Below are 19,346 nucleotides of genomic sequence, written 5' to 3'. Positions count from 1 at the left end.
GCCGGGACAAAAGTTTATTTGACCCAGCTATCATAATTACAAAATAGCACAAAAGCCGGCAAATCTCAAGCCTATTCGACCTTCATCATCCGGTATCCCACACCGATATGGGTCTGGATATACTGGGGACCGTCCACGCTGGAATCGATCTTTTTTCTCAAGGTGGCCATGAACACCCGCAGGGAAGCGATATCACTGGCTCCGCTGCTGCCCCAGATCTGCTGCATAATATACGTGTGGGTCAGGACCTTTCCCACATTCCTGGCCAGAAGGCATAGAAGCTTATATTCAATGGGCGTTAAATGAAGCTCCTTATCCCCAAGCCACGCGCATCCGGCGGCGTATTCGATCCGAAGCTCCCCGTTTTCAAACACCGCGTCCTCCGCCTGAGTCTGTCCCGAGGCCGAAAGCCGCCTGGTGGTAGCCCGCAGACGGGCTAACAGCTCCTCCACGGAAAAGGGCTTCGTCACATAATCGTCAGCCCCTGCGTCCAGGGCCTCGATCTTATCCTTATCCTCATTCCTGGCGCTGATGACGATGATGGGCATATTGGACCAGGTACGGATCTTTTTTATGATGTCCACTCCGTCCGTATCCGGCAGTCCCAGATCCAGGAGTACGATGTCCGGATTATGGGACGATGCCTCCAGCACCGCCTCCGCACCGTTCAAGGCCGTCAGATACCGGTAGTCATGGGTCTTCAGGATCGTCGTGATCAGATTGTTTACAGATCTGTCATCCTCCACCACAAGGATCAAAGGTTTATTCATGAAGCTGTACCTCCCCCGCTGGCAATGTAAATGTAAAGACTGCTCCATGGGGTGCATTGTCTGAAACAGTCAGCTCCCCCCCGTGGGCGTCTATGATGGACCGGCAGAGGGAAAGACCGATGCCGCAGTTGCGCCGGCTGTCGGCGATCGGATTCCCTCCGCTGTAAAACATATCGAATACCCTGGGCTTTTCCTGATCTGGGATCCCAGGCCCATCGTCGGCAATGGAAAGGATGATCGTTCCATCCTTTTTTTCGGACCGGATCGTGATATGGGAGCCGGCGGGCGTATATTCGATGGCGTTATTGACGATGTTGATGATCACCTGGACGATCAGCCTGGGATCCATCCTGGCCAGGAGAAATTCCTCACCGCTTTCTGTAACGATGGTATGCTCTGCGCTTTTTTTATTCACATGACGCAATGCCTCGGCCACCACGTCGTCCACCAGATCCTCGGTGATATTTAAATTTAATCGGCCCTCCACCAGCCGGGTGATGGATAACAGGTTTTCCACCAGATTGATGAGCCACATGGAATTTTCATAAATATCCGTATAAAGCTGTTTCCTCGTCTCCTCGTCAAAGTCCTGGCCCATGGCCAGAAGATTGCTGGCGTTTCCGGAAATGGAGGTCAGAGGCGTTCGGAGATCATGGGAAATGGCCCTCAGAAGGTTGGCTCTCAGCTGCTCGTTCTTTGCCAGAACGGCGGCTTCCTCCTTTTCTCTGGTGCTCTTTTCATTTTCCAGAGCAAAGGCCCATTCTCCCAGTACAGATAAGAGGATGCTGTTTTCCATGGCGTCCAGTTCTCCGCCTTCCATAACGATCCCAAGGACCCCATAAACGTTTTCGCCCACGCGGATAGCCAGGTACAGACAGCCGGCATCGGAAAAAGTATCCGTGGTGGCTCCCGCGTGTTTATTATTTTTCAGTGTCCATACGGCCACCTCCCGCTCCCTGGCGGAGATACAGCCGGCATCTGGCTCCGTTTCCCCGGCCTGAAAGATCTGCGGCTCTCCCAGCACTCCATTTTCCGCCGGATAGACCACAATGTCCTTTTTTAACAGCTTCACCAGCTGGCCCGCAGATACAGAAGTGATCTCCTCCTGCCCCCTGGCCTGCTGCAGGAGCCGGTTGGTATCAAACAGGATCCGGGTACGGAAGGCCACCTCCGCCGACTGCTTTGCATGGCTCTTCAGCCGCATCACCAGAGAGCCTGTGATGAAAGCCGACAGGAACATGACGCTGAAGGTCAGCGGATACCCGGGAGCATATGCCTGGAGTGTATAGCGCGGCTCTGTGAACAGGAAATTGAACACCAGAACACTGACGGCGGATGAGATCAGGCTGTAAATCTGATTTTTTGTCACCAGGGCCGTCACCAGGACCCCCAGCACATAGATGGTGATGATGTTGGCCTCATTGACCCCCAGGTTATAGAAAAAAAATCCAATGCAGCTGGCCGCCAGAAGGATCCCAATGCTTTTTAGGATATCTCCGGCCGAAAAGACCAGGTGGCGGCGCGTCCCAAAATGCCGTTTTCTGTAAAAGGAAGAGCCCGGATCAGCGTCAGGAATGATATATACGTCCAGATCCGGCGCGTTGGAGATCAGCTTTTCGGTCAGGGCAGGCTTGCTGAATATATGATCCCTGGTGGCGGCGCTGCGTCCGATGACGATTTTTGAGACTCCAGAGATCCGGGCAAATTCAGCGATCTGGAATGGGATATCGTCGCTGTACAGGATCTCGATCCTGGCTCCCAGCTGCTCTGCCAGCCGCATATGGGACTGGAGACGTTTCCGGTCCTCTTCGTCCATGTATGCCAGATCCGGCGTCTTTACGAACAGGGCCGTAAATGCCCCGCGGAACGCATTTGCCATCCTGGCCGCAGTTCGGACGATCTTTGCGTTGGAGGGGGATGCCGACAGACAGACCAGAACGTGCTCATCTCCATGAGCAGCTCCGTCTCCCCTGGTCAGCATATTGATCCGGTCGGCACACCGCCTTAAGGCCACCTCACGCAGGGCCGTCAGATTTGCCACCGTAAAATATGCCGTTCCCGGCGGATGCTCCCCCTCCTTTTCCGCCAGGGCCCCGTTCCTGAGCCGCTCCAGAAGTTCCCGCGGCTCCAGATCCACCAGCTCCACCTGATCTGCATGATCAAAGACCGAATCCGGGATCCTGTCCTTTACAGGGACCCTGGTAATGGCCGTCACGATATCATTCAGGCTTTCTATGTTCTGGGCGCTGACTGTGGTATAAACGCTGATCCCGGCCTTCAAGAGCTCCCGGATATCCTGGTATCTCCTGGAATGCCGGCTCCCCTTAGGGTTTTCGCAGGCCAGATCGTCCATTATGATCAGATCCGGTTTCCTCCGGATGGCCCGGTCCAGGTCAAATTCCTCCAGCCGTTCCATGGCCCGAAGCCGCTCCGCCAGGGCTGTGTCCTCCAGCGACCGGTACGGCGCAATGGAGCCGATGACCACGTCCATGCCCCGTTCCTCTGCCGTCAGCGCCGCCTGGAGCATGGCATACGTTTTCCCGACTCCTGCCGCGTATCCAAAAAAGATCTTCAGCTGGCCGCTTTTTCCGCCTTCCCCTGCATTTTGTCTTTCTTCTGTCATTGCCAGTCTCCTTCCCGGAATATACCACTATTATATATCATCCTGGTCCGGGAACTCAAGGCTGTCAAAAAAAACGTCTGCCTTCCCCATAAAACGCCAGCTTCCATAAAATGACGCCAATACCAGACAGAGCAGGATCGCTTCCTTCATACGGGTCACTTCTTTCTTTTAAATGTGGAAACACCTTTGGATATCCCGGATATTCCCAAGAACCAGCATGGTATCCTCTGCCGGAAGGACCGTATCCGGCGAGATATTCAGCTTCATCTTTCCATCATGCTTCAGGGCCATGATGTTTATGTTGTATTTTCTTCTCACGTTGAGCTGGCCGATGGTCTTTTCCGCCCAGCCCTCCGGGACTGCCACCTCAAAGATCGCATGCTCCTCATCCAGCTCCACATAATCAAAAATGTGGTCTGCGCTGTAACGGATGGCGGTCCAGGCAGCCAGCTGTTTTTCTGGATACACCACCTCGTCCGCTCCATTCCTCAAAAGGAATTTGGCCTGGACGTCCCTGGCGGCCCTGGATACCACATAGCCAGCTCCCAGCTCCTTTAAAAGGGAGGTGGTCTCCAGGGAGCTCTGGAAATTGTCTCCAATGGCTACGATGCAGACGTCAAAGTTCCGCACTCCCAGGGAGCTTAAAAACTCCTCGTCTGTGGCGTCTCCGATCTGGGCGTTAGTCACATAGGGAAGCACCGCCTCCACCCGCTTTTCATCTGTGTCCACGGCCATGACCTGGTGATGGAGCTCGTCCAGCTTCATGGCGATATGTCTTCCAAATCTTCCTAATCCGATCAGTAGTATAGATTTCATGATTTAATTCCTCCTTTATCCCACTGTGATCCGTTCCTGCGGGAACGCGGATCCGCTGACACAGCGGCTGGATACAGCCGCGTAAATGATCGTAAGTCCTCCCACCCGGCCAAAAAACATAAGACCGATGAGGATCAGCTGGGAGATCCGTCCCAGCTCCGGCGTAACGCCAAGGGACAGCCCCACGGTGCCGATGGCCGAGGCAGTCTCAAATAATGCGTCCAGAAGAGGGATTCCCTCCTCATAGCTGATGAACATGCCGCCTGCCAAAAACAGCCCCAGATACATCAGAAGAATGGCTCCGGCGTTGCGGATGGCCTCCTCCGGGATCCTGCGCTGAAAGAAATGGGCGCTCTCCTTCTGCCGGAACACCGCCCTGGCAGAGGAGAAGATCACGGCAATGGTGGTGGTCTTCATTCCTCCGGCGGTGGATCCGGGAGAGCCACCGATGAGCATTAAAACGATCATGAGCATCTGGCCTGCCTCGGTCATTTTTGTCAGATCTGCTGTGTTGAAGCCGGCAGTCCTGGGCGTCACTGACTGGAACAGAGCGCTTAATAGCCGCGTTCCCAGAGGCAGCTCCGAAAATTCAAAGAAGAAAAACCAGGCGGCCGGAGCTGCGATCAGCACTGCCGTTGTCACCAGGATCACCTTGCTCTGCATCCGGTACCGGCTGAAATGGAGCCGGTTCCTCTTCACATCCTCCCAGGTCAGAAAGCCGATGCCTCCTACGATGATGAGCGCCATGATCGTCAGATTGATCACTGGCTGGGACGCGTATGTAGTCAGGGAGGAAAAAGGAGACCGGATCCCGATCAGATCGAAGCCCGCGTTGCAGAAGGCGGAAATGGAGTGGAACATGGCATACCAGACTCCCTTAAGGAAGCCAAAATCCCGTACAAACACTGGAGCCATGGCCACAGCTCCCAGAAGCTCCACCAGAAATACCGTTTTCAGGATAAATTCCGTCATACGGACGATGCCGCCCACCTGGGGAGCGGAAATGGACTCCCGCATGGTGCTCCGCTGCATAAGACTGATCTTCCGGCCCGAGAAAATAGCCACTGCCACAGAGACTGTCACCACGCCCATGCCTCCGATCTGGATCAGAAACAGGATCACCGCCTGTCCGAACATGGACCAGTAGGAGGCTGTATCATGGAGCACCAGTCCGGTCACACATACCGCCGAGGTGGATGTAAAGAGAGCGTCCAGAAAGGACGCGCCCTGTCCGTCCCTGGTGGCCAGGGGCAGCGTCAGACAAAGGCTGCCCAGAAGGATCACCAGCATAAAGCCCAGGATGATCACCTGGAACGAGGAAACGTGTCTGTGTATCTTTTCTTTAAACTTTGCATTGATCTCCCACCTGAGGTTCTGCCACATATTCCGCACCTGCCTGTAAATCTTCTTATTAATATGGTCTTTATTGCATCCTTATTATATCTTTAAACGCATTAAGCCGGTATGAGTATATAAGGCTCCGTATTAATATTGTATAAAGACGGGCAGGGACAGGAGCGCAGGGGATCTTAAAACAGGGGGAAGGTTCTGGATGTGCATTAGAAGCGGATGAAGAAACGGTTTTTATGAAAAAAACGTAAAAAGGCCGCCCCCGGCATATCACCGGAGACGGCCCATAGTATCCGCTGCGTTTTTATGTTTTACCCCACAGCCATTTTCCCGTCCTAGAACATCACGGCTCCTTCAGACTGTGTCCAACCTGTGCTTCAGTGAGAACGACCAGAAGGGCGTCCTCCGCCAGTTTCCCATAGCTGGTCCCCTGGCTGTCTGTTCTGGAAAAATATCCCGTATCGCTTTGCAGCTGATAAACCATCTCTCCTATTTTTATCTGGACATCGAAGCTTTCTCCTTCACCAGGGGCTTCCATTGCCTCTTCCCTCAGCGCCGTCTCAAAAAAATACAGGGCATACCCACAGGCCAGCTTGTTCATTTTTGTTTCATATCCAGACTCTGGAACAGAAGCAGTTCCCGAATACAGCGGATCCTCTGTATTTGTCCTTACCTCAGCCGCCAGTTTCCCCAGCCTGGAAAAATCGAATGCTCCCGCAGGCCCCTTGATCTCAGATATGGGACGTCTGTCCGGGCCTGCAATCGTGATATACTGATAATTTCCAGTCATGTCCTGATAAATGGAAAGGGAAACCTCCATTTCATCGGTCTGGATTTTATACTTTTCCACGATTCCCCCCGCCTCCCTGGGGCCGGCGCTCTCAAATCCACTGAGGTCCGCCGCATACAGTTCGTCCAGGATCTGATCTCTTTCCTCCTGGCTGGTCATGACCGTGATATCATCCAGCCCCCGGCGGTCCACCACCAGCATAAGATCCCGGACAGAATCCCTCTCGCATAAAAGCTCCCCAAGATCCTGGACCAGAACAGAAGTGGATTCTTCAGTCTGCTCCACAGGCAGCTCTTCTGACATGCTCTCTGTCACCACTGCGTTCTTATCCGGAATATCCGTTTCATTTCCTGTATCCGTCATATCGCCTTTACAGCCCGACAAAAGGAAAGAAAACAGGATCAATAAAACCGGCCGTTGGATCCATGCAGGCTTCATTTCTTCCCCCCCTTAATGGCAGATGCGCCCCTCGCCGTGGCCGCAGCCCATATAATGGGTATAGTAGGCCGCCAGATCATCTCCGTAGGCCGCCGCCAGGTCTGCATTCTGTTCCTTATATACTGCCACATTGAAATCCGCGCAGCCGGGCCGGCCTTCCTTCATGCCGCAGGTGAGGAAGTGCTCCTGGAGCTGGTCCGTATCGTATCCAAAGGCCTCGTAAAGGTCCGAATTGTGATCCGCGTAGTAGATGGGATCAAAGACCATGTAAAGATTCTCCGGCGCCTCCGCAACCGTCTCCTCTGGGGAAACCGCTGGAGCAGCCTCCTCTACATAAGATGCATAGGGGCAGACGCCGTTTTCGTGCAGATGGGCCGGATGGCCGCCGCAGTGATAGTGGTAGCTGCCCAGTCCGCTCTTATTTTTATTGTCCCGGTGGCCGCCGTACCGGTCTGTACGGCCGCTGTGGGCCTCTGCCACAAGAACGCCGGAGTCTCCCGGAACTGCCTGGGGAACCCAGGCGCAGATCATCAGGGCCGCTAAAAATGCTGCTGTTTTTCTCTTTTTCATCTCTAGTCCTCCTTTTTATATACAGAGCTTTTTCTCTTATTCCTCTGCCACCTTACATACGGTGGCCTCCCCGTAGGCGGAGATCGCTTTATAATATCCGCACAGGGAATGATTCAGTTCTTCATCATAGGTATCCACCAGAAGCGGTCTTCCGGAAAGGGAAGCCAGCTTTGTCTTTGTGGCCAGAATGATGATATTCTCTTTTCCCACTTCCCGGATCACCTCCGGCGTCAGCTGCTGGTTTCCGCGGCCAAAGAGGTATCCCTGGCCGCCGGTGATGGTAACGATCATCTTTGCCCTCTTCCCCTTTATATAGGAAAGAAGCTCTTTACCGCCGAGATCGTTGGCCACCAGCTCCTTATTCCGGATCAGATCCACGCCGATCAGCGTGTTCTTAAGGCCCAGAACCTCCATGATCCCCCGGGTAGTGGTTCCGGCCCCAATGATATAATAGGTATCCGGTTCCATCTGCCTAATGGCCTCATAAGCAATGGATTCCATGGCCGCCGCATCCGATAAGGGGGACGGGGCCTTTTTGTTCTGGGTCAGGGTCCATTCCTTGGGAACCCTCAAATACCCGTACAGGCGGGTGTTGATATGTTCCTTCCGGTACTGCTCCTCGTCGATGTCCAGGACTTCCTCCTCCTGGGTCATGGAGAGCTTTCCCGTCAGCCATAAAAGCGCCAGACGGCCTGCTGCTCTGGGATTTTTCGCATAGACCGGAGAATGGATCTTCACTCCTGCAGGGATCCCCACACAGGGAGAAGACAGCTCCACGGCCTGGTACACATCCCTGGCAGTACCGTCTCCTCCGGCAAAGAGGATCAGATCCACCTTTTCCGAAAGAAGCCATTCTGCCAGCTTCCTGGTGTCCTCTGCCGATGTGGCGGAAAGTGACTCCGGCAGCGCTCCCGCATCCATTGAAGCGCCATCAGACTCCATTCCGGCCCCAGCGGCAGCCGTACCTGGCCGCAGCACCGTCTGAAATCCCATTTCTTCTGCTGTATCCCCGCCCATGGCTCCCGGGCATGTGTATACAAGGATCTCCTCCTTCACCGGCAGGAGCTCCGAAAGGGCAGCCTTCGCCCGATCACCGGCCCTTGGAACAGCACCGCGGCGAAAAGCTTCCGCCGCGGTGTTGTCAGTACCTTTCAATCCGACACTTCCGCCCATTCCGGCGATCGGATTTATGATCAGTCCTAATTTTTTCATTATTCGCACTTCTTTAAGTAAGTCTTCCAGCTCAGAACCCACTTTGCCGGATCGTCCATCTCAGACTCGTCAACCTGGTGGGTAACGCTTCTGTGCGGAGCGGTCTTAATGGTCTCCGGATCCTCATGAGCCTCCTTGAATACATACTTTAAGGTCTCGATGTACTCGTCGATATCCTTCTTGGACGGAGTCTCTGTGGGCTCTAAGGTCATGGGCTCAGGCAGATAGAACGGATGGTGGGAGGTCCAGTAGTGCATACCGAAGTCCATCATTCTTCTCTGGATATCGAGAGTACCGATGCCGGTCTCCTTCTCCAGGTTCTCTAAGGAATAGCGGGCCTGCTCCACTCTCTGGTTGTGTCCGTCCTCGTAGTAAGCGGAAACCTCCGGAAGCTCCATTAACTTCTTAAATAAGTAGTTGTTGTTGAGAACTGCGGTCTTTGCAACCTGATACAGTCCGTTGGGGCCTAAGGAACGGATCCAGCAGTATGCCTTTAATACGACCTGGGCAACGCCGTACCACTCTCTTACCTTGCCAACTGCACACGCATTGCTTGGTGTCTCATAATCGAAGAAGTATTTCTGGCCGTCAAAGCCCACAAGGGGAGCCGGAAGATACTTCACCAGATCCTTCTGTACGCCGGTAGCGCCGCAGGCCGGGCCGCCGCAGCCGTGAGGTGTGGAGAAGGTCTTGTGCAGGTTGAAGAAGCACATATCAAAGCCTGCATCTCTGGCTCTTGTAACGCCCAGAAGACCGTTTGCGTTTGCCTGGTCATATGCGCAGAGGCCGCCGATGGAATGGATGTAATCCACGAATTCTTTTACATGGCTGTTGTAAACGCCGGTATCCTCCGGGTTTGCAACGATGTATCCAGCTGTCTTCGGACCTGCAACTGCCTTTAACTGCTCAAGATCCGGCACACCGGTCTTGGGATCCGGCTGTAAGAAGATGATCTTAAAGCCTGCAACGTGAGGAGCTGCTGCATCGGACGGATGGGAGTAAATGGTCGTGATGATCTCGTCACGGTCCTCGCCTTTATCCTTGAAGTAAGCGCGGATCAGGGAAGCCATGGTCATGATACCCTGGGAGCCGCCGCTGGGCTGGAAGGAGAAACGGTCCATACCGGAGATCTCACACATATATTTATCTGTTTCATGGAAGATCTGGAGCATACCCTGTACAGTGCTCTCATCCTGGAGCGGATGGTACTCACGTACCAGGTTTGCCAGCTGATCGTTTACCTTGGGGCTGTACTTAACAGTACATGTACCCTGGCCGATCTCGATATTCACATCGGCGCCCAGTGTCTGCTGTGCCAGTCTGGAATAATGGCGTAATACAGCAGCCTGAGACATTTCCGGAAGATTTAATTTTGTATTTCTTGCCATTCCTGCGGGGATGGCTGCCTCGCCTTCCACTTCCTCTGCAACGGCCTTCTCCGGCTGTCCCACAAGGATACCGCGCTCGCCGGGAGTGCTCAGTTCATAAATGATCGGCTCATCCCACTTTGCCTGGTGGAAGCCTGTTCTTACTTTAGAAGATCTGTCTATTCTTTTCACAATATCATTCCTTTCTGCAGCTTACTGGAGCACTTCTTTGAGGGCTGCCGCTAAAGTATCAATATCTTCCTTGGTGTGGATCTCAGTTACACAGTAAAGTGCGGACTGGCCCAGGTTTGCAAACTCTGCGGAAAGGTCCTTTCCACCGAAAATGCCCTTTTCAAGCAATGCCTTGTTGATGTCTGCAACGGTCTTTCCTGTGCCGTTGAAGTCAACAACGAACTCTTTGAAGAATGCGGAACCGAATGCATTGGCTTTCACGCCCGGAACCTCATTTAATTTCTTAACTGCATACTGGGCGTTGGCCATGATCTTTTTGCCAACCTCAGCCATGCCCTGCGGTCCCATGGTAGCCAGGTATACGCCTGCTGTGATGCCCCAGAGAGCAGACTGGGTTCCTACATACTCCTTACCATGCTCTCTGTGATGACCGAAGGAAGTTCTGTCGTAAGCTACATCGCCGAAGCCGTACTCACCCGGCTTGGAGGTGGGAGCAAGACCAAACAGACGGGACGGGAACTCCATTACGAATTTCTCTTCGTCTCTGGTCGCCATGAAGCCGGACTGGCCTCCGCCGTAATACATGTGGATTCCGAGGGGCTGTAAATCTCCGCACACGATGTCAGCACCATAGGAGGGTGGTGTTGCCAGTACGCCAAGAGAAATCGGATCCACGCCAACCAGGCTCAGTCCTCCTGCTTCATGTACCATATCAGATATTTTCTGGCCATTGGGCTCGATTACGCCCAGATAGCCCGGATTCTCAAAGTATACGCCGATGGTATCTTCATTGATCTTGGACTTTAAGTCCTCCAGATCTAAGTGGCCCATGCAGTCGCATTTTACACTTACCATCTTTAAGCAGCATTCTGCGTAGTTTTCAATTACTTTCTTCTTCTCTGCGTCCATGTACTCCGGTACAAGGAGAGTGCTGCGGCCAGTGATACGCTGTGCCATACGTGCAGTTGTAGCGGCAGCCTGTGCCCAGTCCATGGTCGGAACGTTTACAACGTCCATGTCAACCAGCTCAGCTACCATGCTCTCGTACTCGAATAATGCCTGGAAACGGCCCTCGTCGTTGTAGGGCTCTCCGCCGTAAGCGGTTAAGAACTCACCCTTTCCGTTGATCTCGTCGCAGATCGCCGGAACATAGTGCTGCCAGCAGCCTGCGCCCAGGAAGTTTAAGTTCTTTTTGCAGTCTGTATCTTTGGAAAGGAGACGCTCTACGTGTCTTCTTAATTCATACTCAGAACCAAATGCCTCCGGCAGGTTCATCTCTTCTTTTAATTTTAACAGCTCCGGAACGTTTTTGTGGAGCTCTTCTAAAGAACTCATTCCGATTTCCTTCAGCATTTCTGCCTGGACGTCCGGTACAGAGTTCGGTATGTAAGGATGGCTTTCAAATCCTCTCATGAGTCACTTTCCTCCTAAAAATGGTGAAATTAATTGTTTGAATCCGGGAACCGGAGCACCGGCTCCCGGCTGATATCCGTTTTAAACGATTAAGCGATTCCGCCGCCGTCTACAACTAAGGCTGCGCCTGTTACCCAGCTTGCCAGGTCGCTGCACAGGAACAGAACGCCGTTGGCGATATCTTCCGGCATACCGATTCTTGCAAGCGGTCTGCTGGTTCCGCAGTCTTTCAGGTAATCATCCATCTTAGCGTCGCCCTTTTCAACCATACCGGTCTGTCTTCCTTCATCACGAAGCATTGCAGTATCGGTATCGCCCGGGTTGATGCTGTTTACACGGATGTTCATTGGGCCGTAGTCGATGGCCATAGCTCTTGTTACGTTTACGATACCGCCCTTAACTGCACAGTATGCAGCTGCCAGGTCGCCGCCCTTTAAGCCCCAGCCGGAGCCAGTGTTTACGATGCTTCCGCCGCCGTTGGCTTCCATTACCGGAATTACATATTTGGAGAAGAGGAATAAGCCCTTAAGACCTACATCCAGAACGAAATCCCATTCCTTCTCAGATAAGTCAGCCATTTTCTTTCTTACAGTAACGCCTGCGTTGTTATGTAAGATATCGATCTTTCCGAATTTTGCAACGATGGCGTCCACCGTAGCCTTAACCTGCTCCTCGTTGGTAACGTCGCACTGGAAGAAAGCAGCGTCACGGCCTGCGTCTCTTAACTCCTGTGCCTTCTCCTCGCCCTTGGGGCTGATATCTACCATAGCGATCTTTGCGCCGTAAGCGGATAATAACTCACATACGCCAAGACCGATTCCGGAGCTGCCTCCAGTGATAACTGCAACTTTTCCTGTGAGATTTAAGGGATCTTTCTTAACTAACATACATTTTCCTCCTAAATTGATATTTGGATGTTACAATAAGTTTCCATTTCATTTATCCGTCCGGCACCAGGACCAGACCGATGACTTCCGACTGTACTGACCTTTTTGTACTGCCCTTTTATAAAAGCAATTCCCATGCCAACTTCTCGCATCTCCGCCCTGTTTTATTTATTTTCTCAATAGTCCCCTGCATTTACAGGGATTTTTTCTATCTGGTCTGTTTGTCAATCTGTCTCTGCCTGTCATTGACACAAAGAAAATTGTCATCCCATCACGTCTCTTCGATGTCACCTGTCACTATCATGTCATTCAATGTCAACTTGTGCCATTTTTGCCATTTGTATTTGTCTTTTCCCTGGTTCCATGGTATAATTTATAAAGATTTTCGACGAACTCTCTCCACTGACCTTTGGGAAAGGAGTCTGTCTTATGACAAACCTGGAAGTGATCCGCCCGTTCATTGAACGTTTTATCACCGCCGTCAGCAATTCCCTGAGGCTGGAAATGGCAATTTTTGACGGCAGCTGCCAGTTGTTCTACTGTACGCCTACCTACTCGAAGAAAAAAGGACGCTCCGTCCATACTCCCTCCCTCCAGGAGGTGATCGAAAACGGAAGCATCTTAATCAATACTCCCGGAGAAATGGCCTCCTGCATCGGCTGCCGGTTCCGGGACCACTGCCCCTCCACCATTGAGATCCTGTGCTGCATCCACGCAGGAACCGAGGTGGCAGGCGTTCTGGCCTTCACCTCCTTTACTAAGGAAGGTCAAAAACGGATCACCGAAAATGATGCCGTTTACCTGAACGCCATCACAGAAATGGCAAATCTCTTCGGCAACCAGCTGGAGACTATGACAAACGGACAGAGTCCGGCCAATCTGGATGCCAGCATCCTGCCGGTTATGGAGCTCTGTGATCAGCCGCTGCTCTTAACTGACGCCCGCGGTGTGATCCTTCAATATAACCAGCTGGCCGAGGATCTTTTAAAGGTCTGCGAACTGACCTCCGCATCCCTTTGGCAGATCTTCCCCAATTCCGTCGTAAAGCGGATCATGGAGGGCAACGACCTGTTTGAAAAGAGTGTGACCATCAGCGGCATGGCCACCAAGATCTCCACCAGAGCCGTAAAGATCAACGGCCAGGTCACCGGTTTCTATATCCGGATCTCCGACCAGCTCCGGGCGCTTTCCAAGGACACCAGCTATTTTGAAGGGATCATCGGCACCAGCCCGGCCATTTCCGAGGTCCAGAGGATGATCCGGCGGATCGCCGACAGTCCCACTCCGGTGCTGATCACCGGGGAGACCGGCACTGGAAAAGAGCTGATCGCCAGAGCCATCCACGAGCAGAGCCGCCGGAGCAAATACCCCTTTGTGGCCATCAACTGCTCCAGTATCCCGGACAATCTGTTTGAAAGTGAACTGTTTGGCTATGAGGAGGGCTCCTTCACCGGAGCGAAAAAGGGCGGAAAGATCGGAAAGATCGAGATGGCCCAGGGCGGAACCCTGTTTTTGGATGAGATCGGGGAAATGCCGCTCTTTGCCCAGCCAAAGCTCCTCCGGATCCTTCAGGAATATGAGCTGGAACGGGTGGGCTCCAATAAAAAGATCCATCTGGATATCCGGGTCATTGCCGCCACCAACCGGGACCTGGGTGAAATGGTGGCAGAAAAGACCTTCCGCGGAGACCTGTATTACCGGATCAACGTGATCAATCTGAAGCTGCCGCCCCTGAGGACCAGGAAGGATGATATCATCCCTATTTCAGAAAACTATATTAAGAAGCTGAAGCTGAAGATGGACACTCCTTTATCCTCCATTTCTCCAGAGGCCCGGCAGCTGCTTTTAGATTACCAGTGGCCCGGGAATGTGCGCCAGCTTCAGAATGTGATCGAATACGCTGCCAACCTCTGTGAGACCGATGTGCTGATGCCAGGTGACCTTCCGGAGACCATGCATACCGAAAGACTTCCCTCTCTGCCGCCCGTCTCCCCCTTTCCTCCCTCCCAGGATTCCCGGGACCAGGAGCTCCTGGAGCTCTTTGAAAAATACGGCTATACTCTGGAGGGGAAAAAGCGGATCGCCGACGAGCTGCATATCAGCCTTCGGACCCTGTACCGGCGAATCAGCCATCTCAAAGAAGAATTGTCAAAAAATTGACTGGATTTCACACTCCAGTCATTTTTTTGGCATTAAACTGGCAAATAATATCTATTCTGTCACTTCTGTCAACCTCTGTCAGTCCCCTTCAAAAAACTCTCCGCTCTTTTATCCCTCTTCCACAGACATTTGTTTTTCCTATAAAATGCGGCGTTTCTATCAATATTCTCTTTGTCTCCCTTGTTTTTTTTGTACATTTTTTATAGTTTTTGTGCGCTTTCGGCACAGAAATTGCTTAAATACACAGTAACAAAGTTAAATGGCAGGTGCACGGAGGAGCAGCCGGAGAATCTCCTCCTGCACAGCCGCTAAAAAGGAGGAATTTGTATGGAAGCTAACTATGGGATTTTGGCATTGATCCCCCCGGTTGTGGCAATCGGACTTTGCTTCGCAACCAAACAGGTACTGATCTCCATGTTTGCCGGACTCTTCGCCGGTGCTCTGGTCATCAGCAACTGGAACCCCTTTGCAGCAGCGTCCTATTCTCTGGATGCGCTGGCAACAAACATGGCGGACAACGTTGTTCTGCTCCTCTTCACGCTCTTCATGGGCGTTGGCATCGCCTTTATCTGGAGACTGGGCGGCAGCTACGCTCTGGCAGAAGCAGCCAAAAGACGCTTCAAAAAGAGACGTTCCGTATGTCTGGGAACCTGGGGCCTTGGTATGGTCTGCTCCGTAAATGACTGTCTGGTTGCAGCCGTTGACGGAAACGTGTTCCGTGACATCTGTAAGGATTATCGGATTTCTTCCGAGAAATTCTCCTATGTTCTTGACTCCACCGCAGCTCCGGCCGCAGCATTCTTCATTTCTGACTGGATCGCATACCAGATCAGCATGATCGGCCAGGGTCTTGACATGGCTGGGATCACCGGCATCACACCTGTAAGCGCCTACATCAACGGCCTTCCCTTCAATATGTACTCCATCTTCACCCTGATCTTCGTAGGCATGATGATGTACACAGGAAGAGACTACGGCCCCATGTTAAAGGCTGAGGTACGTGCCCTGACCACCGGTCAGTTCACCAGCCCCACTGCAAAACCGATGTTAGACGTTGGAAGCGAGCTTGGCGAAGCGAAAAAGACAAAACCCATGATCATGTGCTTCGTTCTTCCCATCGTAATTGCATTTGCCATCATCATCGCCGGTATCCTTTACACCGGTATCACCAATCCGGACCGTTCCGGCACAGGCATCATGGCCATTCTTGACGCCTGCGACGCCCAGAAGGCTCTGTACTGGGGCTCCTTTGGTATGGCAGTTACCGGTATCGTGCTGGCACTGGCTACCAGGATCATGACCTTTGAAGAGACCATGACCACCATCGTTGACGGCTTCAAGCTGATGTCCATGACCGGCGCGATCCTGGTTTTGGCATGGTCCCTGGGCTCTGTAACAAAGAGCATGGGCCTTGGCGATTTCGTAGCTACCTATGTAGGCGAGAGCATCCCCACCGGTCTCCTTCCGTTACTGGTGCTTGTCTGCTCCTGTCTGGTTGCTTTCGCAACTGGTACCTCCTGGGGAACCATGGCTATCATGACTCCTCTTGCGATCCAGCTTGGATACGCCATCACCGGCGACATCACATTCTCCACCGGTATGACTGGTGCAGTTGTTTCCGGCGCTATCTTCGGCGATCACTGCTCACCTGTATCCGATACCACCGTTATGGCCTCCATCTTCTCCGGTGCTGACCATATCGAACACGTAGGAACCCAGGTTCCGTACGCTGTAACCGTGATCTCTGTGATCGCAGTCCTGTACGTGATCTTCGGCTTCACAAGGGTTTCACCGTTCGTGCTGATCCCGATCGGTATCGTTGCCCTGTACTTCTTACAGATCGTTCTTCATAAGTACTACATGAAGAAGTACAACATCGATCCCAATTACAGAAAGTTCATGACTGAAGACCATAAGAAATAAGACGATCCTGTCTCATCTACATAAAAAAGAACAGCTGCACCTGTTAAGGTGTGGCTGTTCTTTTTTCTTTACCACTTATCGTTGTGATACAGATGTCTCGGGATACCGTCCACCATGATCGGCGGAACATCTCCCTGGATCAGCGGTTTTACATAGTTCAAAAATTCTTCCGTCACGTAATCCCCATCCTCGTTGATCCATTTTCTGGGTACTACCTTTTCCACGTTGGAAACCTTGTGGACATTCCTCAGGCTGGTGGTACACTGATACGGATCGTCGGAAATCCTCTCCAGGATCACCATTTCTCCGGTATCTCCTTCGTCGGCTGCCTTTACGGCCGCACCGCCTACCTGGTAGGCCTCGATGATATCGATCCTGGAAACCAGATGGGAAGCGGCTCGCTGAAGTGTGGAAAGCTCGATGCCCCTTGCCTTGCACCCCAGCTCGTTGGCGATCCGGCAGGCCAGGTAGTTGGCAGTACCGCTTAACTGCTTGTGGCCAAAGGCGTCCACATAATCCACGCCGTCGGTCAGCTCGCACACATAGCGGCCGTCTGCCAGGCGGATCCCCTCAGAAACAGCAACCACAACGGACTGTTTTTTCTCCAGAAGACCCCTTACCTTCTCCACAAACTTCTCCACATCAAAGGCAAGCTCCGGCAGATAAATGAGATCCGGCCCTTCACAATCCTCTCCCTTGGAAAGAGCGGCTGCACCTGTGAGCCATCCGGCATTCCGTCCCATGATCTCAATGACAGTTACAAGTCCCTTTCCATATTCCAGGGCATTGCTGTCGCGGATGATCTCCTTTGTGGAGGTTCCGATGTACTTGGCAGCACTTCCGTAGCCCGGTGTGTGATCGGTCAGAGCCAGATCGTTGTCAATGGTCTTGGGAACGCCGATGAACTTTGTGGTATAGCCCTTTACAATGGCGTAATCGGAAAGCTTTTTGATGGTGTCCATGGAGTCGTTGCCGCCGATGTAAATAAAGCACTCGATCTCCAGCTTGTCCAGGATCCCAAAGATCTTTTCAAAAATTTCCGGATTTTCATGGATTTCCGGTAATTTATACCGGCAGGAACCCAGGTACGCCGCCGGCGTTCTCTTTAAAAGCTCCTCATCCAGCTCATTGCGGATATGCTCGGACAGGTCAATATACTTTTCCTCCAGAAGGCCCTGGATCCCGTGACGCATTCCATATACCTTTTTCGCTCCCCGGTCAATGGCCGTTCTGTATACTCCCGCAAGACTGGAGTTGATGGCAGAAGTCGGTCCGCCGGATTGTCCGACGATTACATTTCCTTTCATAATTAAAATCCCCCTTACTATTTCTTTGCAGCTTTCCCTCTCTCACTCCATCGGGACCGGATCTGTTCCGGCCCGCTGGAAAGCTACTTGGATTCTACTATACGATATCCAGGGGCTTTTTTCAATCGCTATATTTCAATATACTTACTGATTTTGCCTCTCTTTTTCCCTGAACCAGCCATCCAGACGGGAAAGGGCCTTCACCAGGACCTGCATCTCCTCCTCGCTCAGATCCCCAGTCACCCCGTCGATCATCTCCCGGTGGAACCTGGCATGGTGCTCAAAGGCCTTCCGTCCCCGGTCAGACAAGGAAATATAGACCACCCTCCGGTCCTCCTGGCCCCGTTCCCGGACCACATATCCCTTTTTCACCAGGCTGTTCATGGCGATGGTCAGAGTACCCACGGTCACCGACAGCTCTCTGGCGATAGAGGACATATTTTTAGGCGCACCGGTGCCGATGGCCTCGATCACATGCATGTCGTTATTGGTGATATCCTTGAATTCCGGCGTAATGATGGCCTTTTCCTCTATGTCCATAATGTCGCGGAACAGGCGCACCAGTACCTCGTTTAAGATTCCGTACTTATCCACTGTCAGGAGATCCTTTCTTTTTCGTCCGTTTACATACGCTTCCGTCTGAAGCGGGTTAGCTATGCACAGACATGATACCACATCCCCGGACGGGAAATCAAGGAAAGACGCCGGAATCCCTCTATTTTTCCCTAGCAGGACTCCTTTGTATAATCGGCCAGCATGGCGCGTACCGACCGCTTCATCTCCTTGGAGAAGGCCGCCCCTGTTTTTCTCCGGTAAAAGGCCTGGGCGAAGTTTTCCGCAGAGCTGGTCGGAGTCTTTACGAACCCGACAGCCCTTTCTGCAAACATTTCCTTCAGCTCTTCATCGGAAAGCTCTCTATATTTTTCCTCAAATACCACATATTTCTGGTCGAACCGTTTTCTGTGGACCCGCTTATGGCCTTCCTTATAATATCCCAGGCATACCAGGGAGATGGGCACCACATAATCCGGCAGAGCAAACAGCTCCTTATGGAACTCGTAATTTTCCAGAATATCCCCGATATAGCAGGATCCGATCCCCAGAGACTCAGCCATGAGCACCGCATTCTGTGCCGCGATCATGGTATCCTCAATGGAGAGCATCAGATCCGATTCATTGGGAGCTTCCCAGAAAAGCCCGGGCTCCCGCTCAGAAAACTCCTTGCAGCCCTCCAGCTGGTAATAATCAAACCATTTTTTCTGATCGGAAACAAACAGGAGAAGGACCGGCGCCTTGGCGATAAATGGCTGGTGATCACAGCTTTCGGATAATTTATCCTTGGTCTCCTGGCTTTTGATCACGATGACAGAATATAACTGCTGATTCCCGGCAGTGGGAGCCAGGGACGCCGCCTCCAGGATCTTCTCCAGATCCTGATCCTCGACCATCCGGTCATCATATACCCTTAAGGACGTCCTGTTTTTAATGACTTCTGAAATGTTCATGGCATACTCCTTTTTTCTTTGAT

Annotated in this window: 15 protein-coding genes; 2 read left to right on the top strand and 13 right to left on the bottom strand. The window is 52.4% G+C overall.

Annotated features, from left to right (window positions below):
- Positions 1-71: 71 nt before the first annotated feature.
- The 10 genes from ACI6NM_RS10845 to ACI6NM_RS10800 all read right to left on the bottom strand — a co-directional run bounded on the left by ACI6NM_RS10845 (position 72) and on the right by ACI6NM_RS10800 (position 12,428).
- The gene (locus tag ACI6NM_RS10845) at positions 72-770 is read right to left on the bottom strand and encodes a response regulator (protein WP_022274304.1); all 699 of its coding nucleotides are present in this window, start codon (positions 768-770) and stop codon (positions 72-74) included.
- Entirely contained in the window at positions 763-3,393 is a 2,631-nt protein-coding gene (locus ACI6NM_RS10840; RefSeq protein WP_262427673.1) for a sensor histidine kinase, read from the bottom strand. The genes ACI6NM_RS10845 and ACI6NM_RS10840 overlap by 8 nt, the downstream gene beginning before the upstream one ends.
- A 168-nt stretch (positions 3,394-3,561) precedes the next feature.
- On the bottom strand, positions 3,562-4,209 hold the full coding sequence (locus ACI6NM_RS10835; protein WP_158359285.1) for a potassium channel family protein: 648 nt from the start codon (positions 4,207-4,209) through the stop codon (positions 3,562-3,564).
- Between the two features lie 15 nt (positions 4,210-4,224).
- Entirely contained in the window at positions 4,225-5,592 is a 1,368-nt protein-coding gene (locus tag ACI6NM_RS10830; protein WP_262427674.1) for a TrkH family potassium uptake protein, read from the bottom strand.
- Between the two features lie 310 nt (positions 5,593-5,902).
- Positions 5,903-6,787, bottom strand: coding sequence for a hypothetical protein (locus ACI6NM_RS10825; protein ID WP_262427675.1), 885 nt, complete (start codon positions 6,785-6,787; stop codon positions 5,903-5,905).
- Positions 6,788-6,799: 12 nt separating this feature from the next.
- Positions 6,800-7,318, bottom strand: coding sequence for a YHYH domain-containing protein (locus ACI6NM_RS10820; RefSeq protein ID WP_262427697.1), 519 nt, complete (start codon positions 7,316-7,318; stop codon positions 6,800-6,802).
- 75 nt (positions 7,319-7,393) lie between these two features.
- Positions 7,394-8,569, bottom strand: a complete 1,176-nt coding sequence (locus ACI6NM_RS10815) for an ATP-NAD kinase family protein (protein ID WP_262427676.1) — start codon at positions 8,567-8,569, stop codon at positions 7,394-7,396.
- Positions 8,569-10,128, bottom strand: coding sequence for an aminomethyl-transferring glycine dehydrogenase subunit GcvPB (gene gcvPB / locus ACI6NM_RS10810; protein WP_262427677.1), 1,560 nt, complete (start codon positions 10,126-10,128; stop codon positions 8,569-8,571). Before gcvPB ends, ACI6NM_RS10815 begins: the two co-directional genes overlap by 1 nt.
- A 21-nt stretch (positions 10,129-10,149) precedes the next feature.
- Complete coding sequence (gene gcvPA / locus ACI6NM_RS10805) at positions 10,150-11,541, bottom strand: aminomethyl-transferring glycine dehydrogenase subunit GcvPA (RefSeq protein ID WP_262427678.1); 1,392 nt, start codon at positions 11,539-11,541, stop codon at positions 10,150-10,152.
- Positions 11,542-11,630: 89 nt separating this feature from the next.
- Positions 11,631-12,428 carry an SDR family NAD(P)-dependent oxidoreductase gene (locus ACI6NM_RS10800; protein ID WP_215654403.1) on the bottom strand — a complete coding sequence of 266 codons (798 nt, stop codon included), beginning with the start codon at positions 12,426-12,428 and terminating at the stop codon, positions 11,631-11,633.
- A 429-nt stretch (positions 12,429-12,857) separates the two neighbouring features.
- On the opposite strand from ACI6NM_RS10800, the gene ACI6NM_RS10795 reads away from it, so the two are divergent.
- Entirely contained in the window at positions 12,858-14,588 is a 1,731-nt protein-coding gene (locus ACI6NM_RS10795; RefSeq protein ID WP_438500868.1) for a sigma 54-interacting transcriptional regulator, read from the top strand.
- A gap of 327 nt (positions 14,589-14,915) precedes the next feature.
- The gene (locus ACI6NM_RS10790) at positions 14,916-16,511 is read left to right on the top strand and encodes a Na+/H+ antiporter NhaC family protein (protein ID WP_215654407.1); all 1,596 of its coding nucleotides are present in this window, start codon (positions 14,916-14,918) and stop codon (positions 16,509-16,511) included.
- A 68-nt stretch (positions 16,512-16,579) separates the two neighbouring features.
- On the opposite strand, the gene ACI6NM_RS10785 is transcribed toward ACI6NM_RS10790, so the two are convergent.
- The 3 genes from ACI6NM_RS10785 to ACI6NM_RS10775 all read right to left on the bottom strand — a co-directional run bounded on the left by ACI6NM_RS10785 (position 16,580) and on the right by ACI6NM_RS10775 (position 19,323).
- On the bottom strand, positions 16,580-17,818 hold the full coding sequence (locus ACI6NM_RS10785) for a 6-phosphofructokinase (protein ID WP_262427680.1): 1,239 nt from the start codon (positions 17,816-17,818) through the stop codon (positions 16,580-16,582).
- Between the two features lie 144 nt (positions 17,819-17,962).
- Positions 17,963-18,412, bottom strand: coding sequence for a MarR family transcriptional regulator (locus ACI6NM_RS10780; protein ID WP_438500867.1), 450 nt, complete (start codon positions 18,410-18,412; stop codon positions 17,963-17,965).
- 131 nt (positions 18,413-18,543) lie between these two features.
- A complete protein-coding gene (locus ACI6NM_RS10775) occupies positions 18,544-19,323 on the bottom strand; it encodes a nitroreductase family protein (RefSeq protein ID WP_262427681.1) in 780 nt (259 codons plus the stop codon).
- Positions 19,324-19,346 lie beyond the last annotated feature (23 nt).

The organism is Pilosibacter sp. YYHA0881, from assembly GCF_051602715.1.
GTDB classification, from domain to species: domain Bacteria; phylum Bacillota; class Clostridia; order Lachnospirales; family Lachnospiraceae; genus Alitiscatomonas; species Alitiscatomonas aceti.
This window is presented reverse-complemented; position numbering and strand designations above follow the sequence as displayed.

What these genes read in the sequence shown, in the direction of transcription:
- ACI6NM_RS10795 (WP_438500868.1), top strand. Translation starts at nt 12,858, where the DNA reads ATGACAAACCTGGAAGTGATCCGCCCGTTCATTGAACGTTTTATCACC.
- ACI6NM_RS10830 (WP_262427674.1), bottom strand. Translation starts at nt 5,592, where the DNA reads ATGTGGCAGAACCTCAGGTGGGAGATCAATGCAAAGTTTAAAGAAAAG.
- ACI6NM_RS10815 (WP_262427676.1), bottom strand. Translation starts at nt 8,569, where the DNA reads ATGAAAAAATTAGGACTGATCATAAATCCGATCGCCGGAATGGGCGGA.
- ACI6NM_RS10820 (WP_262427697.1), bottom strand. Translation starts at nt 7,318, where the DNA reads ATGATCTGCGCCTGGGTTCCCCAGGCAGTTCCGGGAGACTCCGGCGTT.
- ACI6NM_RS10840 (WP_262427673.1), bottom strand. Translation starts at nt 3,393, where the DNA reads ATGACAGAAGAAAGACAAAATGCAGGGGAAGGCGGAAAAAGCGGCCAG.
- ACI6NM_RS10835 (WP_158359285.1), bottom strand. Translation starts at nt 4,209, where the DNA reads ATGAAATCTATACTACTGATCGGATTAGGAAGATTTGGAAGACATATC.
- ACI6NM_RS10845 (WP_022274304.1), bottom strand. Translation starts at nt 770, where the DNA reads ATGAATAAACCTTTGATCCTTGTGGTGGAGGATGACAGATCTGTAAAC.
- ACI6NM_RS10800 (WP_215654403.1), bottom strand. Translation starts at nt 12,428, where the DNA reads ATGTTAGTTAAGAAAGATCCCTTAAATCTCACAGGAAAAGTTGCAGTT.
- ACI6NM_RS10775 (WP_262427681.1), bottom strand. Translation starts at nt 19,323, where the DNA reads ATGAACATTTCAGAAGTCATTAAAAACAGGACGTCCTTAAGGGTATAT.
- ACI6NM_RS10825 (WP_262427675.1), bottom strand. Translation starts at nt 6,787, where the DNA reads ATGAAGCCTGCATGGATCCAACGGCCGGTTTTATTGATCCTGTTTTCT.
- ACI6NM_RS10790 (WP_215654407.1), top strand. Translation starts at nt 14,916, where the DNA reads ATGGAAGCTAACTATGGGATTTTGGCATTGATCCCCCCGGTTGTGGCA.
- gcvPA (WP_262427678.1), bottom strand. Translation starts at nt 11,541, where the DNA reads ATGAGAGGATTTGAAAGCCATCCTTACATACCGAACTCTGTACCGGAC.
- ACI6NM_RS10785 (WP_262427680.1), bottom strand. Translation starts at nt 17,818, where the DNA reads ATGAAAGGAAATGTAATCGTCGGACAATCCGGCGGACCGACTTCTGCC.